Origin of the sequence: Pseudomonas serboccidentalis, from assembly GCF_028830055.1 — a bacterium.
GTDB classification, from domain to species: domain Bacteria; phylum Pseudomonadota; class Gammaproteobacteria; order Pseudomonadales; family Pseudomonadaceae; genus Aquipseudomonas; species Aquipseudomonas serboccidentalis.
On sequence record NZ_CP101655.1, the window covers coordinates 568,181 to 593,557 of the forward strand.

Annotated in this window: 21 protein-coding genes and 2 tRNA genes; 4 read left to right on the forward strand and 19 right to left on the reverse strand. The window is 60.9% G+C overall.

Features of this window, described 5'->3' with window-relative positions:
• Positions 1 to 97: 97 nt before the first annotated feature.
• From NN484_RS02530 to NN484_RS02550, 5 genes are all read right to left on the reverse strand, one after another.
• The gene (locus NN484_RS02530; protein WP_274658528.1) at positions 98 to 418 is read right to left on the reverse strand and encodes a DUF3077 domain-containing protein; all 321 of its coding nucleotides are present in this window, start codon (positions 416 to 418) and stop codon (positions 98 to 100) included.
• 709 nt (positions 419 to 1,127) lie between these two features.
• The gene (locus NN484_RS02535) at positions 1,128 to 2,423 is read right to left on the reverse strand and encodes a virulence factor family protein (protein ID WP_274658529.1); all 1,296 of its coding nucleotides are present in this window, start codon (positions 2,421 to 2,423) and stop codon (positions 1,128 to 1,130) included.
• Positions 2,423 to 5,062 (reverse strand): bifunctional lysylphosphatidylglycerol flippase/synthetase MprF, encoded by a 2,640-nt coding sequence (gene mprF / locus NN484_RS02540; protein ID WP_215501468.1) that lies wholly within the window; start codon positions 5,060 to 5,062, stop codon positions 2,423 to 2,425. Before mprF ends, NN484_RS02535 begins: the two co-directional genes overlap by 1 nt.
• Before the next feature lie 279 nt (positions 5,063 to 5,341).
• Positions 5,342 to 5,418: transfer RNA gene (locus NN484_RS02545), tRNA-Met, on the reverse strand.
• A gap of 219 nt (positions 5,419 to 5,637) precedes the next feature.
• Positions 5,638 to 5,714, reverse strand: a tRNA-Met gene (locus NN484_RS02550).
• Between the two features lie 280 nt (positions 5,715 to 5,994).
• Between NN484_RS02550 and dinB the strand changes: the two genes are divergently transcribed.
• On the forward strand, positions 5,995 to 7,056 hold the full coding sequence (dinB, locus tag NN484_RS02555) for a DNA polymerase IV (RefSeq protein ID WP_274658530.1): 1,062 nt from the start codon (positions 5,995 to 5,997) through the stop codon (positions 7,054 to 7,056).
• Positions 7,057 to 7,151: 95 nt separating this feature from the next.
• Here the strand turns inward: dinB and NN484_RS02560 are convergent, their stop codons facing one another.
• The 4 genes from NN484_RS02560 to NN484_RS02575 form a co-directional block, all read right to left on the reverse strand.
• Positions 7,152 to 8,105 carry a hypothetical protein gene (locus tag NN484_RS02560; protein ID WP_215501469.1) on the reverse strand — a complete coding sequence of 318 codons (954 nt, stop codon included), beginning with the start codon at positions 8,103 to 8,105 and terminating at the stop codon, positions 7,152 to 7,154.
• A gap of 17 nt (positions 8,106 to 8,122) precedes the next feature.
• A complete protein-coding gene (locus tag NN484_RS02565; protein WP_215501470.1) occupies positions 8,123 to 9,838 on the reverse strand; it encodes a proline--tRNA ligase in 1,716 nt (571 codons plus the stop codon).
• A 129-nt stretch (positions 9,839 to 9,967) separates the two neighbouring features.
• Positions 9,968 to 11,527 carry an AmpG family muropeptide MFS transporter gene (locus tag NN484_RS02570; RefSeq protein WP_127649620.1) on the reverse strand — a complete coding sequence of 520 codons (1,560 nt, stop codon included), beginning with the start codon at positions 11,525 to 11,527 and terminating at the stop codon, positions 9,968 to 9,970.
• Between the two features lie 43 nt (positions 11,528 to 11,570).
• Entirely contained in the window at positions 11,571 to 11,924 is a 354-nt protein-coding gene (locus NN484_RS02575; RefSeq protein ID WP_274658531.1) for an MGMT family protein, read from the reverse strand.
• A gap of 165 nt (positions 11,925 to 12,089) precedes the next feature.
• On the opposite strand from NN484_RS02575, the gene NN484_RS02580 reads away from it, so the two are divergent.
• A complete protein-coding gene (locus NN484_RS02580; RefSeq protein ID WP_127649622.1) occupies positions 12,090 to 13,097 on the forward strand; it encodes a DUF481 domain-containing protein in 1,008 nt (335 codons plus the stop codon).
• A gap of 160 nt (positions 13,098 to 13,257) precedes the next feature.
• Here NN484_RS02580 and NN484_RS02585 read toward each other — a convergent pair whose 3' ends face one another.
• Positions 13,258 to 13,467, reverse strand: coding sequence for a cold-shock protein (locus NN484_RS02585; RefSeq protein ID WP_002554837.1), 210 nt, complete (start codon positions 13,465 to 13,467; stop codon positions 13,258 to 13,260).
• Between the two features lie 353 nt (positions 13,468 to 13,820).
• Here NN484_RS02585 and dcd point away from each other — a divergent pair, with 353 nt between their 5' ends.
• A complete protein-coding gene (gene dcd, locus NN484_RS02590; protein ID WP_003222308.1) occupies positions 13,821 to 14,387 on the forward strand; it encodes a dCTP deaminase in 567 nt (188 codons plus the stop codon).
• Between the two features lie 107 nt (positions 14,388 to 14,494).
• Positions 14,495 to 14,704, forward strand: coding sequence for a hypothetical protein (locus NN484_RS02595; protein WP_127649623.1), 210 nt, complete (start codon positions 14,495 to 14,497; stop codon positions 14,702 to 14,704).
• 45 nt (positions 14,705 to 14,749) lie between these two features.
• Here the strand turns inward: NN484_RS02595 and pdeM are convergent, their stop codons facing one another.
• The 9 genes from pdeM to NN484_RS02640 form a co-directional block, all read right to left on the reverse strand.
• Positions 14,750 to 15,406 (reverse strand): ligase-associated DNA damage response endonuclease PdeM, encoded by a 657-nt coding sequence (gene pdeM, locus NN484_RS02600; RefSeq protein ID WP_215501473.1) that lies wholly within the window; start codon positions 15,404 to 15,406, stop codon positions 14,750 to 14,752.
• A complete protein-coding gene (locus NN484_RS02605) occupies positions 15,406 to 17,892 on the reverse strand; it encodes a ligase-associated DNA damage response DEXH box helicase (RefSeq protein WP_274658532.1) in 2,487 nt (828 codons plus the stop codon). Before NN484_RS02605 ends, pdeM begins: the two co-directional genes overlap by 1 nt.
• Positions 17,893 to 18,063: 171 nt before the next feature.
• Complete coding sequence (locus NN484_RS02610) at positions 18,064 to 18,828, reverse strand: ABC transporter ATP-binding protein (RefSeq protein WP_003222314.1); 765 nt, start codon at positions 18,826 to 18,828, stop codon at positions 18,064 to 18,066.
• Between the two features lie 13 nt (positions 18,829 to 18,841).
• A complete protein-coding gene (locus NN484_RS02615) occupies positions 18,842 to 19,960 on the reverse strand; it encodes a succinylglutamate desuccinylase/aspartoacylase family protein (protein WP_274658533.1) in 1,119 nt (372 codons plus the stop codon).
• A gap of 11 nt (positions 19,961 to 19,971) precedes the next feature.
• Entirely contained in the window at positions 19,972 to 20,682 is a 711-nt protein-coding gene (locus NN484_RS02620) for an ABC transporter permease (protein ID WP_097086541.1), read from the reverse strand.
• The gene (locus tag NN484_RS02625; RefSeq protein WP_127649627.1) at positions 20,679 to 21,407 is read right to left on the reverse strand and encodes an ABC transporter permease; all 729 of its coding nucleotides are present in this window, start codon (positions 21,405 to 21,407) and stop codon (positions 20,679 to 20,681) included. Before NN484_RS02625 ends, NN484_RS02620 begins: the two co-directional genes overlap by 4 nt.
• Before the next feature lie 57 nt (positions 21,408 to 21,464).
• Positions 21,465 to 22,247 (reverse strand): transporter substrate-binding domain-containing protein, encoded by a 783-nt coding sequence (locus NN484_RS02630; RefSeq protein ID WP_127649628.1) that lies wholly within the window; start codon positions 22,245 to 22,247, stop codon positions 21,465 to 21,467.
• Positions 22,248 to 22,635: 388 nt separating this feature from the next.
• Positions 22,636 to 24,324 carry an ATP-dependent DNA ligase gene (locus tag NN484_RS02635; protein WP_274658534.1) on the reverse strand — a complete coding sequence of 563 codons (1,689 nt, stop codon included), beginning with the start codon at positions 24,322 to 24,324 and terminating at the stop codon, positions 22,636 to 22,638.
• Positions 24,321 to 25,355 carry a ligase-associated DNA damage response exonuclease gene (locus NN484_RS02640; RefSeq protein ID WP_274658535.1) on the reverse strand — a complete coding sequence of 345 codons (1,035 nt, stop codon included), beginning with the start codon at positions 25,353 to 25,355 and terminating at the stop codon, positions 24,321 to 24,323. The genes NN484_RS02635 and NN484_RS02640 overlap by 4 nt, the downstream gene beginning before the upstream one ends.
• Positions 25,356 to 25,377: the final 22 nt, after the last annotated feature.

The window sequence follows — 25,377 nt, forward strand, 5'->3', positions numbered from 1 at the left end:
ACTTCAGATCAAAAGATCGCAGCCTTCGGCAGCTCCTACAGGTTTTGCATTCCATGTAGGAGCTGCCGAAGGCTGCGATCTTTTGATCTCTGTGTCTCTACAGGTTTTCAGACAGATTGGATTCGGTCTTCGTCCGCGCAGGTCGTGGGATTAGCGCTTGGATCACGTCATCAATCAAAGCCTTGCCCATCACCGTCAGGTAATGCGCGGCCCAGGCATGGCGGTCGGTGTCTGTGTTGTAGGCGGCATCCTCGGCGAAGGATTTGGCGAGGCACAGCAGGTCGGACGCTTGTGACAAGGCATCGGCGATGGGGATGCCGGAGCGGACGTTGAATAACGCTTGATCCGAATGGTAGAGGAAGGGGGTGAAGCCGATGGTTGTAAGGTCTGAAGACGTTAACGGACTTTCTTTGCTCATTGTTTCGCTCCCTAAAACAAGGAGCTGCCACATTCGTTACCACGCGAATGGGTGGCAGCTGTACGCAGGGTGGTAAACCGGAAGAGCAAAGAACCCGGCAGACCCGAAGGTCTCCCACGTACAGCAGCCATAAAACGGGCGTAAAAACACCTGAAGGCCTGAAGGAGGCCTGCTGCACTTTGCCTAGCCGGGTTACCACACCCGATCGCTGAATGAGTCAGCGACGTCCGGAGAGTATCCCGTCAAAAAACAGCGCAACAGGGCAGCAAGCCGCTCAAATATGAGATTCGGAGTTTGCCTACAAGGTCTGTGGGCGTCATCCGATATTGCGAAACCAGACGTAAACGAAACTAAACGTTGCTGGCGATTTTGTGGGTATTTGTTCGGTAGATGAATGAGTGTGAAGTTGACGATTCGATAATGCCAATTAAGCAGGTGTCCACGTTTTATGGAATGTGGACACTTGGCGTTTTTAGCTTCTTGAAGAGTCAAGAGATTTACGGTCACTGCACAAAAATCTCGAATCCAGCGCCATCCCTTGTAGGAGTGAGCCTGCTCGCGATAGCGGTGTGTCAGTTGGCAAATAGGTGGCTGACACTCCGCTATCGCGAGCAGGCTCACTCCTACAGGGGGACGAGTTCATCATCCGAGATGTAAAAAAGCCCCCGTAACGGTGAAGTTGCGGGGGCTTTTTGTGAGGCGTTTTAGATCACTCTTCGGCGACCGAGTCCTTGCTCTGGCGTTTCTCGATCAGATCCACCAGACGCTTGGCCAGCGCCGGGTAGTTCTCGTCGAAGTGGTGGCCGCCGGGCAGTTTTACTGCTTCGCCCACTGCAGTCTTGTCGGTGCAACCGCTTTCATCGGTTTCTTCTGCGCCATAGATGCACACCACTTTGGCGGCTGGCAGCTTGGCCATTTCCGGGCCGGTGGCGGCTTCTTTGCCGGCGTTGCCGAGCCAGCCTTCGACTTCGATTTCGAAGCTGCCGGTGCGGGCGAAGGCCAGCAGGATGATGGCGTCGACGCGCTGCTGCTCGGTGTCTGGCAGGCGGTTGTAGATTGCCGGCAGGACGTCGGCACCGAACGAGTAACCGGTCAGGATGAAGCGCTTGGTGCCCCATTTCTGGCGGTAGTGCTGCATCAGTTCGGTCAGGTCCAGCGCGCTTTGCTCCGGGCTCTTGTGCTGCCAGTAGTAGCGCAGGGTGTCGATGCCGACCACCGGGTAGCCGATCTTGGCCATCTCGCCGGCCACGTCGCGGTCGAGGTCGCGCCAGCCGCCGTCACCGGAGAGGAACAGGGTCACAGTGTCTTTCGCCTGACCGGCCGGCACTTCAACCACCGGGATCGCCAGACCGCCGTTGGCCTTGTCGCCGCCGACGAGGATCTTGCGCAGTTCGTTGTTCAGCACTTGCGGCAGGTTGATGTCGTAGTCGCTGATGCTGGTTTCGGCGTTCGGTTGATCGCGTACGAAACCGGCGCTGGTGTCGTCCGGGTTGTCGTTCCACGCCACCAGCCAGTGGCCATGAGCCGCGGATTTCGGCAGCAGGTGCGTGCAGCCGGGTTTTTCCAGCGCCAGGTCAACCGAGATGGCCTGGGCCTTGTCGTCCTTCTGCTCGGACAACCAGCGCCAGGCCAGCACGGCGCCAGGGCCGATACCGCTGACCAGCGTGGCTGGGCCATTCAGTTCGCGCAGGCCGGTTTGCAGGGCGCGGCTCTGTTGCAGGCAGTCCTTGGGCAGAATCACCTGAACGATCTGCGCCGAGGCGCTGCGGCTCAGGGTGCTCAGTTGGTTGTCGGTCAGCTTCTGGTCGTCATTGACCGTCACCAGCACCTGCGCCTTGGGCTGGGTGCCCGGGATCACGCGGGTCATGACCGTGCCGTCAGCGGCAGTCAGCGGTTGCAGCGTCGGTTGGGGGGCCGGACGTTTGAGGTACCAGTAACCGCCGCCGGCAATCACGGCCAGCACAATCAGTGCGGCCAGGATGTACTTCAGGGAGCGTTGAATCATCAGCGTTTCACCAATCCAGTCAAGCCGCCCGCGATCAGGGCAGCAGTATCGGCCAGCGCCACCAGCGGATCGAGTCCGGCGGGCACGGCCATATAACGGGGTTCCCAGTCAGGCTGGAACTTGTCTTTGAAGCGGCGCAAGCCTTGGAAGTTGTACAGCTGCTCACCACGGCGGAAGACCATCGAGCCCAGACGCTGGGTCAGCGGTGCACCACGCCGGGGTTGCAACCCCGACAACGGCACCATGCCCAGGCTGAAGCGCGCGTATCCGTGACTCTTATAGTGTTGAATCAGGCCGACCATCATGAATTCCATGGTCAGCTTGGGGGCGTCCGGGTGCGCGCGCATCAGGTCGAGACTGGCCAGGTCATGGCTGTAGGTCTCGAGCAGGTTGGCGAACGCCACCGGGCGGCCTTCGAAGCGAATCACCGCAATGCGGAAATGCTTCAGGTAATCGTCGCTGAAGCGGCCGAGGGAGAAACCTTTCTCACGCACGTTCTTGCCGGTCAGCCACGCATCGGAAATCACTTTGAGCTCGTCCATCGGCGCCTGGCCCGGCTCGTGGATTTCCAGCGACAGACCATCGCGGGTGCCACGGTTCCAGGTGTAGCGCAGATCCTTCATCTCTTTGCCCTTGGCTTCCAGGTCAAAGCGCTGCAGATCGACCCGGGCTTCTTCGCCGAGCTTGATCGCGGTCAGGCCGATGTCCATGTAGTACGGCAGGTTCTCTGCGCGAACTTGATAGAACACGGGACGGGTGTGATGAATGTCGCACAGGTCGCGGAACTGCCAGATCATCTCGGCGCGCTGCTGGCCGGGGCCGATCGGGTCGTACAGCGCCACCAGGCTGCGACCACGGCGGGCGTACATCAGAAACGCCTCGTCGTTGGGGTGAAACAGCAGCGCCTTGTCACCGGTCAGCGCGAGGCCGCCATCGGGTTGCGAGGAGGCCATCAGAATCTTCGCGGCGCGATCGAGTTCGTCCGGGGTCGGCAGATGGATCACCGGGCGAGCGGTGCGCAGCAGCCAGGTCAGGGCGATCACCAGCAACAGCACGGCCGCGCCGAGCAGCGAGCGCAGGCCACGTGGGGCGTCAGCGTCGAGGGTGAACTGCCACCACAGTTGATGGCTGTACGGTACGTCCTGATAGGCGAACAGCAGCAGCCAGGTCGAAGCGCCCAATACGCAGAGGCTGGCCACCAGGTACAGCGGCGAGAACGGCAGTTCGGTCAGGCGACTCGGGCGATAGAACGAGCGGCGGAACACCCCCAGCAACGCGGCGGTGAGTGTCATCAGCGTGGCTTCTTCCCAGTCGAAGCCTTTGAGCAGCGAGAGCAGGGCGCCGACCAGCAACAGAATGGTGGTCAGCATCCACGCGGCCGACAGTCGGCGGCGCAGGCCCTGGGCGAGCAGCAGGCACAACACGCCGATCAGGCTGGCGCCGAAGTGCGAGGCGTCGACCAGACGATGCGGGATCAGGAAACCGATGTGTTCCAGGCGAGTGTCGATCTCCGGGGTCGCGCCGGAAAACAGCAGCACCACGCCGGACAGGAATACCAGTACCGCCAGAATCGGCGCTGCCAGACCCGACGCCGCACGCATGGTCTGGGTCTGGAACAGGCGCTGGCCTTCGTTGATCAGTAAAAACACGCAGGCCACCAGCAGCGGCAGCACCACGTAGATCAGGCGATAGAGCAGCAGAGCAGCGGCCAGTGGCGCGGCACCGAGCGTATCGGCGAACGCGGCCAGCAGGATCGCTTCGAAAACCCCGACACCCCCCGGCACATGGCTGAGGACCCCGGCGGCCAAGGCGAGCAGATACACCAGCAGGAAGGCGCCGAAGGGCGGAGCTTCCGGCAGCAGCAGATAGAGCACGGTGGCCGCTGCGGCGACGTCGAGGGCGGTGATGATCAGTTGCAGGAAGGTCAGGCGTCGGCCCGGCAGGCGCAAGGTCCGGCGGCCGGCCCTGACCAGCAGGTTGTCGCGGTACGGCTGCTCCGGCAGGCGTCGACGATAGATGCCGATCGCCAGAATCGCGCCAAGCCCCAGCACCACCATGGCAATCGTGCCGAGCAGGCCTTCCGACAGGCCCAGGGCGGCGGAGGCGGCGGGCAGGTTGCTCAGGGTCGCGAGGGCAGCCAGCGGTGGCAGGGCGCAACCCAGCGACAGGCTGGCGAACAGGGTCATGTGTGCGACTTCCGACGCCCCCAGACCATGTCGTGCATATAAACGGTAGCGTACCGAGCCGCCGGACAGCAGCGACAGGCCAATGGCGTTGCCAATCGCAAACGCAGTGAAGCCGCCCAGTGCCAGAGTCCGCGGCGGCAAGGTCACGCCAGCATAGCGGCTGGCCGACCATTCATAGCCCAGCAATATGATGAAGCCGACGACCGTCGCCCCCACTGCGCCGAGCAGGGCCGGTTTCGGCACGGCCAGGATCGAGTCATGCAGGGCATCGAGATCGAGTTCGCTCAGCAGATGGCGACAGGCAATCAGCGCAATGGCAAACAGCAGCAACGTGACCGCCAGACCGATCGGTTGACGATATTTGCTTAACCGATCCAGCAAGCGCAGGCGCTCGGGTTTGATCGGATGGTCTGCTGTGACGGTGTCTTGTGAATCAGACGAGTTGGCGCGCATCAATCACCTCTTGGATTGTGCGCGACAGGATGGAGGTATCCAGCCAAGTTACCAATCCCTGTAGAAAAAAATAATCACAAAATACTACGCCTCTCATCGAGTATCGGCGAGGGCGGGTCATGGATTGCAGACGTCTTGCGTGCGACTCAAGCATAGTCGCAACTCGGCGGGTCTGATGATCCTGAGCGTTTCACTGCAGCGTGACAGATCATTGTTGCGAAAGGACTTTTTCCACAGATACAAAAAAGGCCACTCTTTCGAGCAGCCTTTTTTGATGTTTGGTTGCGGGAGCCGGATTTGAACCGACGACCTTCGGGTTATGAGCCCGACGAGCTACCAGACTGCTCCATCCCGCGTCTGTGTGGCGGCATTCTACAGGCGAACGGCGGGGTGTCAACCGCTAATCCCGTAAAGGGTCAAATAAGTGTGTATTTGCGTCAAACGGTCGCAGCCGAGCGGTAAGTTTCGGAAATGCAACGAATTCCTGTTTGCTCAAGGCGCTTGGTGCGCAAGCTGGTGTGAAAAACAGACAGGCACAAAAAAGGCCACTCTTTCGAGTAGCCTTTTTTGATGTTTGGTTGCGGGAGCCGGATTTGAACCGACGACCTTCGGGTTATGAGCCCGACGAGCTACCAGACTGCTCCATCCCGCGTCTGTGTGTCGGCATTCTACAGAGGATCGCTGGGCTGTCAACCTTGAATCTGGATAAATCTGTTCCTGTTCAATCGGTTAGCGCTATTTCTACTTTGGGCGAAGGGCGCGCAGGGCAGGTGGGGCAAGGCTTTCAGCTCTATCGGATAGCGTTTTTCGATTGAGAAAATAAATTCACCGGTCTTTTCCTACGGTCTAGAAAGAACATTCAGACTACTGGTGCTATATACAGGTGTCAGTGAGATACTGCGGATCCGGCTCGCCATGTTTCCTTTTCTGTCATGACCCAGCGAAAAATCATCCACGTCGACTGTGACTGTTTCTACGCCGCCATCGAGATGCGCGACGACCCGAACCTGGCCGGTAAGCCATTGGCGGTGGGTGGGTCGGCGGATCGGCGCGGGGTGATTGCCACCTGCAACTATGAAGCGCGGGCGTATGGTGTGCGGTCGGCGATGTCGTCCGGGCACGCCTTGAAGCTGTGCCCGGACCTGACCATCGTCAAACCGCGCATGGACGCCTATCGCGAAGCCTCGAAGGAAATCCACACGATCTTTCGCGATTACACCGAGCTGATCGAACCGCTGTCGCTGGACGAAGCCTATCTCGACGTCTCCGACAGCGCGCATTTCGGCGGCAGCGCCACGCGCATCGCGCAGGACATTCGGCGGCGAGTGTCCAATCAGTTGCACATCACCGTTTCTGCCGGCGTCGCTCCGAACAAGTTTCTGGCGAAGATCGCCAGCGACTGGAAGAAGCCCAACGGGCTGTTCGTCATCACCCCGGATCAGGTTGAGGATTTTGTCAGCGGTTTGCCGGTGAGTAAGCTGCACGGTGTCGGCAAAGTCACCGCCGACAAGCTGGGTAAGCTCGGCATCGTCGACTGCCTGCACTTGCGCGAGTGGGACAAGTTGGCGCTGGTGCGCGAATTCGGCAGTTTCGGTGAGCGGTTGTGGAGTCTGGCCCGTGGGATTGATGACCGGCTGGTGCACAACGACAGCCGCCGTCAGTCGATCAGTGTCGAAAATACCTACGACGTCGATCTGCCGGACCTGCGCAGTTGCCTGGACAAGCTGCCGGAGCTGCTGGAAACCCTGAAAACCCGCATGGAGCGGATCGACAGCAGTTATCGACCGGGCAAGCCATTCGTCAAAGTGAAATTCCACGACTTCACCCAGACCACACTGGAGCAGGCCGGGGCAGGGCGGGATCTGGGCAGTTATCAGTTGATGCTGACGCAGGCGTTCAATCGGGGAGGCAAACCGGTGCGCTTGTTGGGGGTAGGGGTGAGGCTGGAGGATTTGCGCGGTGGGTTTGAGCAGATGGAGTTGTTCGAACGGTGAATCTTAAAAACAAAAGATCGCAGCCTTCGGCAGCGCCTACAGGGAAGCGCGATCCTCTGTAGGCGCTGACGAAGGCTGCGATCTTTTATCGGGCCTTAATTCGGTCCCGGATCTGCTACCAGGCGCCCGGCATCCTTGGTCAGCGACTTGAGAAACTCAGCCTGCAACTCAGGATCGTTGCGCGTCAGTTCGATCAGGCTTTGTTCCAGCTCGCTGGCCTCTTCTTCCAGACCCAGTTCCGACAGACGTTTGACCCGGTGTACCCACTGGCTCACTTCGTCGTCTTCCAGGTCGTCGTAAATCAGCCCGTGCGCTTCCAGCAACTTGCTGCGCAGGTGGCTGCTGATGGCCAGGGACGAATCGCTGTGCACGTCATCCTTGCCGTCCTCGACGCTGATCTGCAGCTTGCCGATATGATTGAGGTCATTTTCGGCGAACGGGCTGTCCAGCAGGTTCAAGCGCAGGACGCCGTTGCGATCAGTGGTCATGTCGAACGTCTGCTTGCCAGCCTTGACCTGCACCGGACGCTCGCTCCACGGCAGGCTCGAATACTCCATGCGCTTGTCGCGCTGGACCTCATCGATACCGGCCAGGTTCTGTTGCGCGCGACCATGGGACGGCACGTTCATGAACGGGTTGATCCCGGCAATGCCGTAGCTCAGCCAGTCCTTGGTCACGCTGTCCGGCAGGTTGCCCAAGGCGAACACGTTGACCACATTCGCGCCGACGCCGGCCACCACGGCCACCGCGCCCAGCGGAATCTCGTAGATTTCGCGCCAGGGTTGGTAAGGGGTGTAGCGATCGTAACGACGGGTAACCTCGAACTCGGTGACTTCGAAGGTCTTCTGTTCGTTGATTTTCACGCGTCGCTGCGGCAGCTCAAGCATCTTGGGCTCACCGACATCGATCTGTAGGCTGTGATCGAGCAATTTGCGCTCGACCCGCTCTTCGTGCTCGCTGCGCTGTGACATTTGATTGGCACAGCCGCTGACCAGCAGGGCGCCGCACAAGGCGGCGCCACCGAGGCCCAAGGTGTTTCGCTTGAACATGAGGTCTCTATCTGGATTCAGCGGCGGATACGGGCCTGAAGGAAGGACACCACATCGGTGACCGGCAGCGCTTGCGCTTCGGACTCGGTACGGCTCTTGTATTCCAGGTTGCCATCGGCAAGACCGCGGTCGCTGACCACGATCCGGTGTGGAATGCCGATCAGCTCCATGTCCGCGAACTTGATGCCCGGGCTGGTTTTCTTGTCGCGATCGTCCAGCAGCACTTCGAAGCCGGCCGCAGTCAGTTCTGCGTACAGCTTGTCGGTGGCTTCGCGTACCTGCTCGGTTTCATAGCGCAGCGGTACCAGGGCGATCTGGAACGGCGCCAGGGTGTCGCTCCAGATGATGCCGTTTTCGTCGTTGTTCTGCTCGATGGCAGCTGCCACCACGCGGGAAACGCCGATGCCGTAGCAACCCATTTCCAGGGTGACCGGCTTGCCGTTCTCGCCCAGCACTTCGCACTTCATCGCCTTGCTGTACTTGTTGCCCAGCTGGAAGATGTGCCCGACTTCGATGCCGCGCTTGATTTCCAGGGTGCCCTTGCCGTCCGGGCTTGGGTCACCGGCGACCACGTTACGCAGGTCGGCAACGGTCGGAACCGGCAGATCACGCTCCCAGTTCACGCCGAAGTAGTGCTTGTCGTCGATGTTCGCACCGATGCCGAAGTCGCTCATCAGCTCGACCGAGCGGTCGATGATGATCGGCAGTGGCAGGTTCAGTGGGCCGAGGGAACCGGCGCCGGCGCCGATGGCGTCACGCAGTTCGGCATCGGAAGCCATGACCAGCGGGCTGGCAACGCCCGGCTGCTGGGCTGCCTTGATTTCGTTGAGTTCGTGGTCGCCACGAATCACCAGCGCGATCAGCTTGCCTTCTTCCTCGGCGTGGACGATCAAGGTCTTGATGGTCTTTTCAATCGGCAGATTGAATTTTTCCACCAGCGCGGCAATGGTCTTGGTGTCTGGCGTATCGACCAGGCGCAGCTCTTCGGTCGGTGCAGGACGCGAGGTTTCGCGTGGCACGGCTTCGGCTTTCTCGATGTTCGCCGCGTAGTCGGAACCGTTGCTGAAGACGATATCGTCTTCGCCGGACTCGGCCAGTACGTGGAACTCGTGGGAGCCGGCACCACCGATCGAGCCGTTGTCGGCTTCAACCGGACGGAATTTCAGGCCCAGACGCGTGAAGATGTTGCAGTAGGCTTCATGCATGCGGTCATAGGTGATCTGCAGCGACGCCTGATCGGCGTGGAAGGAGTACGAGTCCTTCATGATGAATTCGCGGCCACGCATCAAACCGAAGCGTGGGCGGATTTCGTCACGGAATTTGGTCTGGATCTGGTACAGGTTGATGGGCAGCTGTTTGTAGCTGCTCAACTCGTTGCGCATCAGATCGGTGATCACTTCTTCGTGGGTCGGGCCCGCGCAGAAGTCGCGACCGTGGCGGTCTTTGATGCGCAGCAGCTCAGGGCCGTATTCTTCCCAGCGCCCCGATTCCTGCCACAGCTCGGCCGGTTGGGTGCTCGGCATCAACACTTCAAGCGAGCCGGCGGCGTTCATTTCTTCGCGAACGATGGCTTCTACCTTGCGCATTACCCGCAAGCCCATCGGCAGCCAGGTGTACAGGCCCGAAGCGAGTTTGCGGATCATGCCGGCGCGCAGCATCAGCTGGTGGCTGATCACGACCGCATCGGAAGGCGTTTCTTTCTGTGTGGCGAGCAAAAATTGACTGGTGCGCATGGTTGGCCGTTGTCGGTTGCTATGACTGGAAATGACGGAGCAGTGTACCGGCGAGAGTTGCCGACGTACAGGATTGCGCTCGGCGGTGAGGCTCAACGGCGGGAATCCTCCCGCCGTATATGAAATGTCCTACGACTCTTCCGCGACAGAGGTCGGTAAAGGCTCGGGCGTGGGTGTCGGGCCTTCGCGGCGATTTTCCTGGAACCAGTGCAGGGCAATCAGCAGCAGGGTCGGTACGCCGAGCAGCGCCGTGATCATGAAGAAGTTGTGGTAACCGAACTTCTCGACCATCACCCCGGAGTAACCGCCCATCAGGCGCGGCAGCAACAGCATGATCGAGCTGAGCAGGGCGTACTGGGTGGCCGAGAACTTCAGGTTGGTCAGGCTCGACAGGTAGGCGACGAACGCCGAGGTCGCGAGCCCGGAACTGAAGTTGTCGAGGGAAATGGTCACCACCAGCATCTGCAGGTTCGGGCCCATGTCGGCCAGCATCACAAACAGCAGGTTGGTGGCGGCCGACGCCACGCCGCCGATGAACAGGATCGGCAGGATGCCGAAGCGCACGATCAGCAGGCCACCCATGCCGGCGCCGACGAGGGTCATGATCAGGCCGAAGATCTTGCTGACGCTGGCAATCTGATCCTTGGTGAAACCCTGGTCGATGTAGAACACGTTGGCCATCACGCCCATCACCGTGTCGGACATCCGGTAGGTGGCGATCAGCCCGAGCAGCAGCAGCGCCTGCCAGCGGTAGCGCAGGATGAAGTCGTTGACCGGGGTCAGCACCGGCGCCAGGCCGCGACGGCCCATGGTCGACAGGCACAGCCCGGTGAGCAGGGTATAGAGGATGGCGCGCAGGAACGCGCGGTCTTCGAGCAGCAGGTCGAGCGGACTCATGGTGCCGAACAGCACGCTGGCGAAATCGGTGTTGTAGAGCTGGGTGAACATTGCCGGAACGGACACCAGCAGCACGATCAGCACGAATACCGAGGCCAGTTGATGCACAAAACTGTAGCGGCCGGCCTGCAACTGCGTGCGCAGCGGCACTGGCGGTTCGCGCATCAGCAACGAGGTCAGCAGGGCAGGGACCATCAGTACGCCGAACAGGGCGTAGGTGCCGGTCCAGGCCGAATGCTGATAGTTGAAACCGGTGGAGCCGAAGCCCTCGGCGAAGAACAGTGCGCCCGCCGTGGCCAGCAGCGCGGCGACGCGATAACCGGACATGTAACTGGCGGCCAGCGCGGCCTGACGGCTGTCGTCGGCGATCTCCAGGCGATAGGCGTCGACCGCGATGTCCTGGGTGGCGGAGGCGAAGGCGACGACGACGGCAATGGCAATCAGCCAGGACAGATGCTTCTGTGGATCACAGAAACCCATGCCGATCAGGCCCAGGATCACCAGCGCCTGCGAGAGCACCAGCCACGAACGGCGGCGGCCAAGCTTGCCCAATAAAGGCAGGCGCCATTGGTCGAGCAGCGGTGACCAGACCCATTTGAAGGCATAGGCCAGGCCGATCAGGCTCGCGTAGCCGATGGTTTCACGGGCCACGCCGGCTTCACGCAGCCAGACGGAAAGCGTCGAAAATACCAGCATGTACGGCAGGCCGGCAGCGAAACCGAGCAACAACAGCACGAGCGTCGAAGGACTGGCATAGGCGGCGAGCGCGGCGCGCCAGGTTTTACGGGGCATGGGCTGAAGTCTGCCTCAAGATTGCGAAAACAAAGCGCGCACTCTAACCGCTGTGCTCTACCGGACGCCAGCCATGGCGCTGAATATCCACACGATTGTTCAGGACGGTGACGCCTTCAGCGCGCAATCTTGCCCGTTGCTCGTCCCCCGAAGGGCTGCCCACCGGCAGGCTGATCCGACCGCCGGCACCCAGTACACGGTGCCATGGCAGTCTGGTGTCACCGGGCAACTGACTCAGGGTCCTGCCGACCCAGCGGGCGGCGCGCCCCAACCCCGCCAGTTCGGCCAACTGACCATAGCTGACCACCTTGCCTTCAGGTACTTGGGCGAGGGTCGAATAAAGCGCCGTGCGTCGGATTTGCGCTTCGTTTTCGTCGGGTTGGATTGGCTCTTTCACCTGTGCGGTTCCTGAACAACGATCGTGTCGATGCGTTGAAGGGTAATCCGTCGGCGGGCAGATGAGAAATGAACTCAATGGAAATCGTCCGGTCAGTCCTTGTCAGGGCTTTATTCCTACGGATAATGCCGACCTTTTTTGCAATCCTGAGCCTTCGATTCGCTTATGTTGTCCAGAACCTTGCTGTGCCTTGCTGTCTTCAGTGCGTCCACGCCCCTGCTTGCCGATACCGTCTGGTTGAAGAACGGTGACAAGTTGAGCGGTAAAATTTCCCTGTTCGACGGCGGCAAATTGCTGATCCAGACCCAGTACGCGGGTGCGGTCACGATCGACTGGAAACAGGTCAAGACCCTGGAGAGCGATCAGGAGTTGCTGGTCAAACAGGACGCCTACACCGGTGAAAAAGCCAAGTCGTTGACCGCCGCCGATGACGGCAAGGTCACCCTGGCCAATGGCGAGGCGCCGAAAACCGTGGAGCTGGCGAGCATTCAGCAGATTCTCAAGCCCAAACCGGTGGTCGAGGATCTGGTGTGGAAGGGCAACGTCGGCCTGGCCTTGGATTATCAGCGCGCGGAAAAGGATACCGACGACTACGACATCGACTTCAAGACCTCGGCTCGTCATGGTCGCTGGCGCCATACCGCTGAAGGCGAATACAACCGCGAAGTACAGGACGAACAGGTCACCACCAATAACTGGCGCGCCGAATATGCACTCGACCGCTTCCTGACCGACAAGTGGTTCTGGCAGGGTCGTCTGAACTACAAACGTGATTACGTTGAAGAGCTGTCGCGTCAGCGTGTGGTCGGTACCGGTCCGGGTTACCAGTTCTGGGACGACGAACTGGGTGCGTTCTCGCTCGGCTCGCTGCTTAACCGTACCGATTACGAGTACAGCGATGGCGGCAAGGACAATTTCTACTCGGTCGCCATGAAGTGGGACTACAACCGCTACCTGATTGGCAAGAAGGTCGAGTTCTTCACCAATGGCGAACTGGGCAAGCCGCTGTCCGATGTGGCCGACTACGCGCTGGATGCCGAGATGGGCCTGCGCTACAAGGTTACCGACTGGGCGTCGCTCAACCTCAAGGCCGAGCGCGACATCATCAGCGGTACCAAGGATGCGGACTTGAACAAGACCCGCTACACCGCAGGGTTTGGCGTGGCTTGGTAAGGCACAGGCAAAAGGTCGCAGCCTTCGGCAGCGCCTACAGAGGATTGATGTATCTGTAGGCGCTGTCGAAGGCTGCGATCTTTTTTGCGCCTGGAAAAACACACGCCCACAAAAAAGCCCCGCTTTTGAGGGCGGGGCTCTTTTCTAAAGAAGCTACAAGTTAGATAACTTGTACTTCTTCAGCTTGCATGCCTTTCTGACCGCGGGTAGCGATGAAAGAAACCTGTTGGCCTTCTTTCAGGCTTTTGAAGCCGTCGGATTGGATAGCTTTGAAGTGAACGAACAGGTCGTCACCGGATTGTGGGGTGATGAAGCCGAAGCCTTTTTCATCGTTGAACCACTTAACGGTACCGGTTTGGCGATTAGACATGGTGTAACTCCTTGAACAAAGATAACTGCGACTCAGGAAGAACCCTGGCCGAGACTGAGTGCAAAGAGCAGGAAAAATTCTTGTAGATGGTTGGATCGAAATTCAACATATCGTGTAGAGATTCTCAGTGACACAAGCAGCACAGTGGCGCCACCTTAACCCTTTTTCCGGAACGTGCCAATGCTTCTTGCGAAGGTTTCGCTGTTTTAAGGATCGGCGGTGTGACGGTTCGTCGCCAGAGCTCGTATTTCCAGGCTGTTCGGCGAGAATTGCAGCGCGCACTTTGAACCCGGCGGCGCGCCCGGTAAGATGCCGGACAGATTTTTTCCACCTCGCTATTCAGGACACCCGCCATGAGCATCAAATCGGACAAGTGGATTCGCCGCATGGCGCAGGAACACGGCATGATCGAGCCTTTCGTCGAGCGCCAGGTGCGCGGCAGCGACGACAGCCGTGTGATCTCCTACGGTGTGTCGAGCTACGGCTACGACGTGCGTTGCACCAACCACTTCAAGGTGTTCACCAACATCAATTCGGCGATTGTCGATCCGAAAAACTTCGACGCCGGCAGTTTTGTCGACATCCACAGCGACGTCTGCATCATTCCGCCGAACTCCTTCGCCCTGGCCAGCACCGTCGAATACTTCCGTATTCCGCGCAATGTCCTGACCATCTGCCTGGGTAAAAGCACCTACGCGCGTTGCGGCATCATCGTCAACGTCACCCCGCTCGAGCCTGAGTGGGAAGGCCACGTGACCCTGGAATTCTCCAACACCACCAACCTGCCGGCGAAAATCTACGCCAACGAAGGCGTGGCACAGATGCTGTTCCTCGAATCCGACGAGCAATGCGAAGTCTCCTACAAGGACCGTGGCGGCAAATATCAGGGCCAGCGTGGCGTGACCCTGCCGCGTACCTGATCCGTCCATCTGACAGTTCGCGGGAATTCTTTGGCGGGCAGACACTCTATGGGGTGTACTGCCCGTTTTTGCCTCTGGCAACGCGGGCCTTCGCCGAGGAGGGTTCCATGAAGATCGATCCGCATATCACCGCCGAACTGGCAAGGCTTGAGCCCAATCAGGTTGGCGTTTTGGCCTGGTCGTTGCTGGCACAGCCGTCCATCAGCATGGCCGGCGGAATTCCCGGTCAGCCTGATCCCGATACCCCCAACGAACAACCGACCGAGCCGGGCGAGCCGACCCTTCCGGACGAGCCGCCACCGGCGCCAGTCGCCTGATTGCTAGCCCATGCATGGCCAGTCAGTCGAGGTCTGTCAAAGACTTCAACTGACTGGCCATATTTCGTTATCGCCGACGACAAAAATCCTGCAATGGGCGTCCTTCTCCACCGGATAACCGCCGGTAAAGGCGCCAAATGCCGGCAACAGACTCAAACGTTCACCCAGCCGGAAACACGCCAGGCGCAAGCTTTGCCGCCCCCGACCATGGAGTCGGTACACCGGATGTACATGCCCGGCCAGTACATGGCGTTCGGGATGTGGATCAGGCTCGTGTTGCAAGGCAAATGGCCCGATCAGCAGCGGCTCGGGCACTACCCTGATGTTCAATGATGCCGGAGGATCGCCAGCGCGCTTGTCGTGGTTGCCGCGAATCAGCGTCATCGGCAGATCGACGTGACGTGCGCGCCATTCGGCCAGCGCATTCAAGGTGCCCACGGCATGCGAGCCGGGGCCGTGCAAGAAGTCACCGAGGAAAATCAGCTGCCGGCACGGCAGTTTCGCCAACAACTGGTCGAGAACCTCGATGTTCGCCGCCGTGGTACCCAGTGGCACCGGCTGACCGAGACGACGATAGGCGGCGGCCTTGCCAAAATGCACGTCGGCGATCAGCAACGCCTGTTGCGCCGGCCAGTACAGGGCTTTTTCCGGCAGCAGCCAGAGTGCTTCGCCCGCCAGGCGTACCGGATAACCGCTGCTCATCAGGCGTTACCCTTGTCGGCGGATTTCTCCAGGTCGCCGACCATGCGTCTGATGCGATCGGCGAGTTTTTCCGAACTCATGCTTTCACGCATGCGCTCCACCAGCAGTGGAAAACCGAGCGGCGTCGGGCGTTTGATCAGGTGCATATCCAGTTTCATCCGGTTGATCCGCTCCAAAGTCTGTTCCAGACGACGAATATCCAGCTCCTCGCGCAGGACTTCTTCCCCGGCCTGCGCCAGCAGCAGGTTGTCGGCGTCATATTGCTTGAACACTTCGAAAAACAGCCCGCTGGAGGCCTGCACCTGGCGAGTGCTTTTCGGCGCGCCGGGGTAGCCGGCGAACACCAGCCCGGCGATCCGGGCGATTTCGCGAAAACGTCGCAGCGCCAGTTCGCCGGCATTCAGGCTGGCCAGCACATCCTCGAGCAGATGCAGAGGGCTGAGCAGCGCTGCATCAAGTTGCTCAGACCAATCGACCGGCGTGGCGCTGAGCAACTCCAGCCCGTAATCGTTGACCGCGATCGAGAACGTCAGCGGCTGGCGCTGGCTCACGCGCCACGCCAACAGGCTGGCGAGCCCGAGATGCACTTGGCGCCCGGCAAACGGGTAAAGGAACAGGTGCCAGCCTTCGCGGGACTTCAGCACCTCCACCAGCAGGCTGTCGGCGCTGGGCAGGCCCGACCAGCGCGCCTGGGTTTGCAGTAACGGTTGCAGCGCGTGCATTTCCGGTCCGGCGAACTGTCCCTGCGCCGCCGCACTGAAACGGCTGACCACGGCCTCGGCCAGTTCGTTGGAAAGTGGCATCCGTCCGCCATTCCAGCGCGGTACGGCGGCTTTTTTCGCAGTGCTGCGTTTGACGTAGGCGGTCATGTTTTCCACCCGCACCAACTCCAGCAGACGCCCGGCAAACAGAAAGCCGTCGCCCGGTTTCAGTCGCGCAATAAAGCCTTCCTCGACGCTGCCCAACTGCTTGCCGCCGCCACCCTTGCTCCAGAACTTCAGGTTGATGCTCGCATCGCTGACGATGGTGCCGATGCTCATGCGATGCCGTCGGGCCAGACGTGCATCGGGTACGCGCCACACACCATGTTCGTCCGGCTCGACCCGGCGGTAATCCGGATAAGCCGTCAGAGAAAGTCCGCCGTGGCGTACGAACGCCAGCGCCCAGGCCCAGTCTGCCGGCGTCAGGTCACGATAAGCCCAGGCGCCACGAACTTCTTCGTACAGCTCTTGCGCAAGAAAGCCACCGCCCAGAGCCATGCTGACCAGATGCTGCACCAGCACATCCAGCGGTTTGTAAGGTGACAGGCGCGGTTCGAGGCGCCGTTGCTCCACGGCATCGCGCGCGGCGGCGGCTTCGATCAGCTCCAGGCTGTGGGTCGGCACCAGCGTCACCCGCGAGGTGCGCCCTGGCGCGTGACCGGAGCGCCCGGCTCGCTGCATCAGTCGCGCCACGCCCTTGGCCGAACCGATTTGCAGCACTCGTTCCACCGGCAGGAAGTCCACGCCCAGGTCCAGACTCGAGGTGCAGACCACGGCTTTCAGGAGGCCGTCCTTCAACGCCAGTTCCACCCAGTCGCGGGTCTCGCGGGACAGTGAGCTGTGGTGCAGCGCAATCAACCCGGCCCAGTCCGGCCGTGCGTCCAGTAATGCCTGATACCAGATTTCCGACTGTGCCCGGGTGTTGGTGAATACCAGGCTGCTGGCGCAGGCGTCGAGTTCGGCGACCACTTGCGGCAGCATCTTCAGACCGATGTGCCCGGCCCAGGGAAAGCGCTCGATGGCCGGTGGGATCAAGGTGTCGACCTTCAGCGCTTTGTCGCTTTGGCCCAGCACCGTCACGCCGCCGCCCTGTGGGATCAGTACTTGTTCGGCGTGGGACTGATTACCGAGGGTGGCGGAAACGCCCCACACGATCAGATCGGGTTGCCAGTGGCGCAGGCGGGCCAGCGCCAGTTGCAGTTGCACACCGCGCTTGTTGCCGAGCAATTCGTGCCATTCATCGACGACGATCATGCGCAGGCTCGACAGCGCGGTTTTTGCATCGGCGCGGGCGAGCAGCAGGGTCAGGCTTTCCGGGGTGGTGATCAGCGTGGTCGGCAGGCGTCGGCCCTGACGGGCGCGTTCGGCGCTGCTGGTGTCGCCGGTGCGCAGGCCGATGCTCCACGGAATCTGCAAATCGCTGACCGGCGCTTGCAGGGCGCGGGCGGTGTCCGCGGCGAGGGCGCGCATCGGCGTGATCCACAGCACGGTCAACGGTTCGGCGGGCGCTTTGCGTTTTTGGGGGGCTGCGGCGGGAGGCTTGATGCGGGCGAAGCGATTGAGCGCCGCGAACCACACCGCGTAGGTTTTACCGGCCCCGGTGCTGGCGTGAAGCAGCCCCGACTGACCTTTTTTGACGGCGGCCCACACCTGCTTTTGAAAGGCGAACGGCTTCCAGCCGCGGGCGCTGAACCAGGTTTTTGCGAGGTCGGGAGTTTTCGCCATGCCGGCTGCGCGCGCTCTGGAAGTGTTCTTCCAGTGACCACGCCGACGTACGAAAGGTTTAAAAACACCGCAATCTCAATGTAGGAGCTGCCGCAGGCTGCGATCTTTTGATCTTGAAAGGCAACATCAAAAGATCGCAGCCTGCGGCAGCTCCTACAGGGGGATTCGCGGTTACTTGAGGTTACCGCTGAGGAACTGCTTCAGCCGTTCGCTCTTCGGGTTGCCCAGCACGTCTTCCGGCGCGCCTTCTTCTTCCACCAGCCCTTGATGCAGGAACAACACCTGGCTGGAAACCTTGCGCGCAAAGCTCATTTCGTGCGTCACCATGATCATGGTCCGGCCTTCCTCGGCCAGCCCCTGAATCACCCGCAGCACTTCGCCCACCAGCTCCGGATCGAGCGCCGAGGTCGGTTCGTCGAACAGCATCACTTCCGGCTCCATCGCCAAGGCCCGGGCAATCGCTACCCGCTGTTGCTGGCCGCCAGAGAGAAACGCCGGGTACTGATCGGCGACCCGCGCCGGCAGGCCGACCTTGTCCAGGTAACGCCGGGCGCGGTCTTCGGCTTCCTGCTTGCTGCAACCCAGCACCCGGCGCGGGGCCATGGTGATGTTTTCCAGCACGGTCATGTGGCTCCACAGGTTGAAGTGCTGGAACACCATCGCCAGCCGCGTGCGCAGGCGTTGCAGTTCATTCGGGTCGGCGACGTGCATGCCGTGGCGGTCGGTGACCATGCGGATCGCCTGGCCGTCCAGGCTCATGGCGCCGTCGTTGGGTTGTTCGAGAAAATTGATGCAGCGCAAAAAGGTGCTTTTGCCCGAGCCGCTGGCGCCGATCAGGCTGATCACGTCGCCAGTCTTGGCCTTGAGCGAAACGCCTTTGAGCACCTGATGGTCGCCATAGCTTTTGTGCAGGCCTTCAACGGTCAATTTGTACATGAGACAGACATCCTCAAGGCGAAAGTAGGTAGCCGCTGCGATAGGCTTCGGCGCCCGCCACGTGGGCGATCACCATGCCGGCAGTGGCCATGCGTCGCAGCGAGCGGGCGTACATCACGCCGGCAGCGGTGCAGCAAATGGGGGTTACCCGATCACTGATCGGGTCGATGATTTCGGCGATCTGTTGCCCGGCTTGCAGGTATTGCCCGGCCGTGGCGGTGTACACCAGCAAGCCGCCCACCGGCGTGGTCACCGGTTCGACGCCGGCCAGTGGCGTGGCGGGGAATGGCAAGGACGGCTGCGGCCTGGTTTCGCCGACAATTGCATCGAACTGGATCAGGTAATCGATCAACGCCTGGCAGTCGCGGCTGGCCATCGGGTGATTGACGTCACCCTGGCCGCGCAATTCCACGGTCACCGAAAAACTGCCCAGCGGAATGTCGAAGTGTTCGCCGAAACGCTCCTTCAGTTGCCACCAGAGCAGGGTGAAACATTCGTCGAACGACTGGCCGCCGGAGTCGGTGGCCAGCAGGCTGGCCTGGGCTTCGATGTAGCGCGCCAGCGGTTCGACCTGCGGCCACGCCTCGGGGGTGGTGTAGAGGTGAACCACCGATTCGAAATCGCAGTGCAGGTCCAGCACCATGTCGGCATCGCACGCCAGCCGTTGCAGGGTCAGGCGCTGGGATTGCAGTTGCGTGGCGGGTATCTGGCGGGCGAGGGCGTTGCGCAGGCTGGCGCGGATCAGCTCAAGGTTGCGTTGCGGGTCATCGCCGAGCTTGCCCTCGATGTCGTTGCCGATTTCTTCGCTGAGGTCGACGAACCAGCGATTGAAATTCTGCCCGCTCTCCATTTCGTAGCGGCCCAGCGGCACATCCATCAGCACTTGTTCGAGGCCGACCGGATTGGCCACCGGCACCAGCACGATCTGGCTGCGCAGGCGCCCGGCGGCTTCCAGCTCCGCCAGGCGCTGTTTGAGGTGCCAGGCCACCAGCATGCCGGGCATTTCGTCGGCATGCAGCGAAGACTGGATGTAGATCTTGCCTTGGGCCTGCTCCGGGCCGAAGTGGAAGCTGTGGATCTGTCGTGCGGTCCCCGGCACCGGGGCCAACAGGTCATGAATCTGGTGTCGCATTACAGGTTTTCCTAGTGGGTCGGCCCGAGGAAGGCCAGCCATCGGCGTTCGGCGAGGCGGAACAGGCCGACCAGCGCAAAGGTTATGGTCAGGTAGATCAGCGCGGCGATGCCGAACGACTGGAAGGTCAGGTAGGTCGCCGAGTTGGCGTCCCGCGCCACTTTCAGAATGTCGGGAATGGTCGCGGTGAAGGCCACGGTGGTCGAGTGCAGCATCAGGATCACTTCGTTGCTGTAATACGGCAACGAACGGCGCAGCGCCGAAGGCATGATCACGTAGGCGTACAGCTTCCAGCCGGTCAGACCGTAGGCCTTGGCCGCTTCGACTTCGCCGTGGTTCATGCTGCGGATCGCCCCGGCGAAAATCTCCGTGGTGTAGGCGCAGGTGTTCAGGGCAAACGCCAGGATCGTGCAGTTCATCGCATCGCGAAAGAAACTGTCGAGCAGCGGCTGCGCGCGCACGGCGGCGAGGCTGTAGATGCCGGTGTAGCAAATCAGCAACTGGATATACAGCGGCGTGCCACGGAACAGGTAGGTGTAGAACTGCACCGGCCAGCGCACATAGAAGTGCGAGGAAACCCGGGCGATCGACAGCGGAATCGACACCAGGAAGCCAATGAAGATCGACGCGCTGAGCAGCCACAGGGTCATGGCCAGCCCGGTGATGTTGGTGCCGTCGGTATAAAGGAAGGGTTTCCAGTATTCCTGCAGGAGTTCGATCATCGTACAGCCTCCCGTGCGCCGGCGGCGTAACGGCGCTCGAGCCAGCGCAGGATGACGTTCGAAGCACTGGTGATCAGCAGATAGATCAAGGCGGCGAGTACCAGGAAGTAGAACAGTTGATAGGTGCTTTTACCGGCGTCCTGCGCGGCCTTGACCAGATCGGCCAGGCCGATGATCGACACCAGCGCGGTGGCTTTGAGCATCACCATCCAGTTATTGCCGATGCCCGGCAGGGCGAAGCGCATCATTTGCGGGAAGACCACGAAGCGAAAGCGCTGGCCGCGTTTGAGGCCGTAGGCGGTGGCCGCTTCGACCTGACCGCGTGGCACAGCGAGGATCGCCCCACGGAAGGTTTCGGTGAAATACGCTCCGTAGATGAAGCCCAGGGTGATCACCCCGGCGGTAAAGGAGTCGATCTCGATGTAATCCCACTCCATGACGTCGGTCAGCGCGGTCAGCCAGGTTTGCAGGCTGTAGAAGATCAACAGCATCAGCACCAGGTCCGGCACTCCGCGAATCAACGTGGTGTAGAGCTGGGCAGGCAGGCGCAGCAGTCTGGATTTCGACAGTTTGGCACTGGCGCCCAAGAGGCCGAGCAACACGGCCACCAGCAGCGACAACGCCGACAATTTGATGGTCATCCAGGTGCCTTCCAACAGCAACGGACCGAAGCCCTTGAGGCTGAAGGCGGAGAGCCCCAGATTTTGTAAGAGGTTTTCGAACATAAATCAGCAACCTGAGCGGATGGAAAAGGCGCCCATCGAGTGATGGGCGCCGGGGCATTATTTGCCGCTGTACAGATTCAGATCGCCAAAGTGTTTCTTTTGAATCTCGGCGTATTTGCCGTCATCGTGTAACGCTTTGATACCTTTATCTAAAAGCGCCTTCAGCTCTTTGTTACCTTTCTTAATACCGACAGCGGTTTTGGCTGGCAGCAATTCGCTGTCGACCGGCTTGCTGACTTCGTAGCCGGCGCCATCCGGCGTCTTCAAAAAGCCCAGTTCGGCTTGCAGCATGTCCTGGATCGAGGCGTCGAGACGGCCGTTTTTCAGGTCGGCGTACACCTGATCCTGGTTGGCGTAAGCCTGGATTTTCACCCCGGCCTTCTCCAGTACGGCCTTGGCGTAGGCTTCCTGAATGGTGCCTTGCTCGTAACCGACGGACTTGCCTTTGAGGGACGCGACGTCATCGCTCAGGCCGGAACCCTTCTTGAACACATAGGAAGTCGGGCCGGAGAACAGCTCGCTGGAGAAGTCGATCGCCTTTTCACGGGCCGGGGTCACGGTCATCGACGAGATCACACCGTCGAATTTGTTGGCGTTGAGGCCCGGAATCATGCCGTCGAAGTCGCTTTCAACCCACTTGCACTTGACCTTCAGCTCGGCGCAGATCGCGTTGCCCAGGTCGATGTCGAAGCCCACCAGGCTGCCGTCGGCCGCTTTCGACTCGAACGGTGCGTAGGAAGGATCAACGCCAAAACGCAGCTCTTTGTATTCCTTGGCCAGCGCGGAGCCGGCGGCCATGCACAACGCCAGTGCAGAAAGGGTCAGCAATGCTTTTTTCATTATTCAATCCCTAAGAACCAATATGAGCGCTTGTGGCGCAGAATTATTGTTACTGGAACGCGTACGACCTATAGAAAGTAGCAATTTCCGAACCAGAGTCCCGAACAAGTGTTTTAAAAGGTTGGGATTGAGGGATGCGGAAGGGATTGGTGCATGGAAATGGACATTGTCGATGCCTTGCACCAATGCAGGTCAACGACGAGTTTTCTGTAGAAAGTGAAACTTTGTGGCGAGGGGGCTTGCCTCCGTTGGGCAGCGAAGCGGCCCCGGGCTATTCCAGTAAAATCGGGCATCCAGGGTTTACGACTGCTGCGCAGCCGAACGGGGGCAAGCCCCCTCACCACAGGTAATCTCAGTTAGCCAAAGATCAGTGTCCCGGAAAACCGGGTCAGGCCAGCAGATCCTGCAGCGTCGCCAGGCTATCGGCCTCATCCACGCTCTTGTCCTGCCGCCAGCGCAGCATGCGCGGAAAGCGCACGGCGATCCCGCTCTTGTGCCGCCGCGACAGGGCGATGCCTTCGAAACCCAGCTCGAACACCAGGCTCGGCTTGACGCTGCTGACCGGGCCGAATTTTTCCACGGTGGTTTTGCGCACGATGCTGTCGACCTGGCGCATTTCCTCATCGGTCAATCCCGAATAGGCCTTGGCGAAGGGCACCAGCGCCCGTTGGCTGGACTCGGGCGGACCGTCCCACACCGCAAAGGTGTAATCGCTGTACAGGCTGGCGCGTCGACCATGGCCGCGCTGGGCGTAGATCAATACGGCATCGACGCTGAACGGGTCGACCTTCCACTTCCACCACACGCCCATGTCCTTGGTCCGGCCCACGCCATACAGCGCGTCGCAGGCCTTGAGCATCATGCCCTCGACCCCCAGCCGCCGCGACGCTTCACGCTGGCGCGCGAGGTCTGACCAGTCGCTGCCGGTGAGTACCGGCGAGGGCAGTAACACCGGGGTGTTACTGCGGGCGATCACCAGTTCCAGTTGCGCACGCCGTTCAACCTGCGGGCGGTTGCGCCAGTCATCGCCCTGCCATTCCAGCAAGTCGTAGGCGAGCACCACCACCGGCACCTCTTCGAGGATCTTCTTGTCGAGGGTCTTGCGTCCGATACGTTGCTGCAGCAGGGCGAACGGTTGCACGGCCGGCGGTGTGCTCGATTGTGGATCGAAGGCGTCTTCGGTGGTCGGGTGGGTGCTTTTCCAGACCACGATTTCGCCATCGATCACCGTGCCATCCGGCAAGCCGTGCACCAGAACGTCCAATTCCGGGAAGCGCTCGGTGACCAGTTCCTCACCCCGCGACCAGACCCACAGTCGCCCGTCACGCTTGACCACCTGCGCGCGGATGCCATCCCACTTCCATTCCACCTGCCAGTTGCTCGCCGGCCCCAGCAGCGCTTCAAAGTCTTCCACCGGTTGCGACAAAGCATGCGCGAGGAAGAACGGGTAGGGCTGGCCGCCGCGCTGGGCGTGTTCGTTCTCGGACTCCGGAGCGATCAGTTTCAGGTAGCTGGCGGCATTCGGCCGGTTCGACAGATCGGTGTAACCCACTAGCCGCTGCGCCACGCGTTTGCTGTCGAGGCCGGCCATCGACGCCAAAGCACGGGTGACCAGCAGTTTCGATACGCCAACACGGAAGCTGCCAGTGATCAATTTGATGCACAGCATCAGGCTTGGCCGATCCAGTTGCGCCCATAGCACGGGGAGCTGGCGGGCGAGGTATTCCGGGGTTTCACCGCGCAGCGGCAGCAGTGTGTGTTCGATCCATTCGGCAAGGCCTGCGTCGGAGCTGTGCGGGTTTTCCGGCAGCACCAGCGAAATGGTTTCCGCCAGATCGCCGACCGCCTGGTAACTCTCTTCGAACAACCACGGCTGCAGCCCCGAGATCTCGACGGCCAGCTCACGCAGGATGCGCACTGGCACCAGTTGTCGCGGACGCCCGCCGGACAGAAAGTACACCGCCCATGCCGCATCCTGCGGTGCGGCCTGGGCGAAGTAGGTTTGCATCGCCGCCAGTTTGGCGTTGCTGGACGTGGTGGCGTCGAGTTCGGCATACAGCTCGGCGAAGGCTTTCATGCTTGCACCTCGGCGATGGCCGGCTCGACGCCAATGTTTTCCTCTTCGTCGTCGCCGTATTCGGTGTTGAATCCCTGCGCATCCAGGCCTTGTTCGCGCAGATGGCGCACCAGCACGCCAATCGAGCCGTGGGTGACCATCACGCGCTCGGCGCCGGTCTGGTTGATGGCCCACAGCAGACCGGGCCAGTCGGCGTGATCCGACAGCACGAAGCCGCGATCCACGCCACGCCGCCGGCGAGTGCCGCGCAGGCGCATCCAGCCGCTGGCGAAGGTGTCGCTGTAGTCACCGAAACGGCGCATCCAGTTGCTGCCGCCCGCTGAGGGCGGGGCAATAACCAGCGCCTGACGCATGATCGGGTCGGACTTTTTCACATCGCCGGCGTAGAGGGTCGGCGGCAGGTACACCCCGGCCTCGCGGTAGACCCGGTTTAGCGGTTCGACCGCGCCATGGCTGAGGATCGGCCCGAGGCTGGCGTCGATGCCATGCAGAATTCGCTGGGCCTTGCCGAACGAATAGCAGAACAACACGCTGGCCTTGCCGGCGGCGATGTTCGCCTGCCACCACTGGTTGATCTCGCTGAACACTTGGGCTTGCGGCTGCCAGCGATAGATCGGCAGGCCAAAGGTCGATTCGGTGATGAAGGTGTGGCAACGCACCGGTTCGAACGGTGCGCAGGTGCCATCGGGTTCGACCTTGTAGTCGCCGGACGCGACCCAGACTTCGCCGCCGTATTCCAGGCGCACCTGGGCCGAACCGAGCACATGGCCGGCGGGATGGAAACTCAAGGTCACCCCGTGGTGGGTCAGAGGCTGACCGTAGGCAAGCGTCTGCAGGTTGATGTCCTGACCCAGACGCGCACGCAAAATCCCTTCGCTGGCACTGCTGGCAAGGTAGTGCTGGTTACCGCCACGGGCATGATCGCCGTGGGCATGGGTGATCACCGAGCGTTCGACCGGGCGCCATGGATCAATGTAGAAATCCCCGGCAGGGCAGTACAAACCTTCGGGGCGGGCGATAACTAGATCCATGTCGTTACCAGAATGGAGGGGC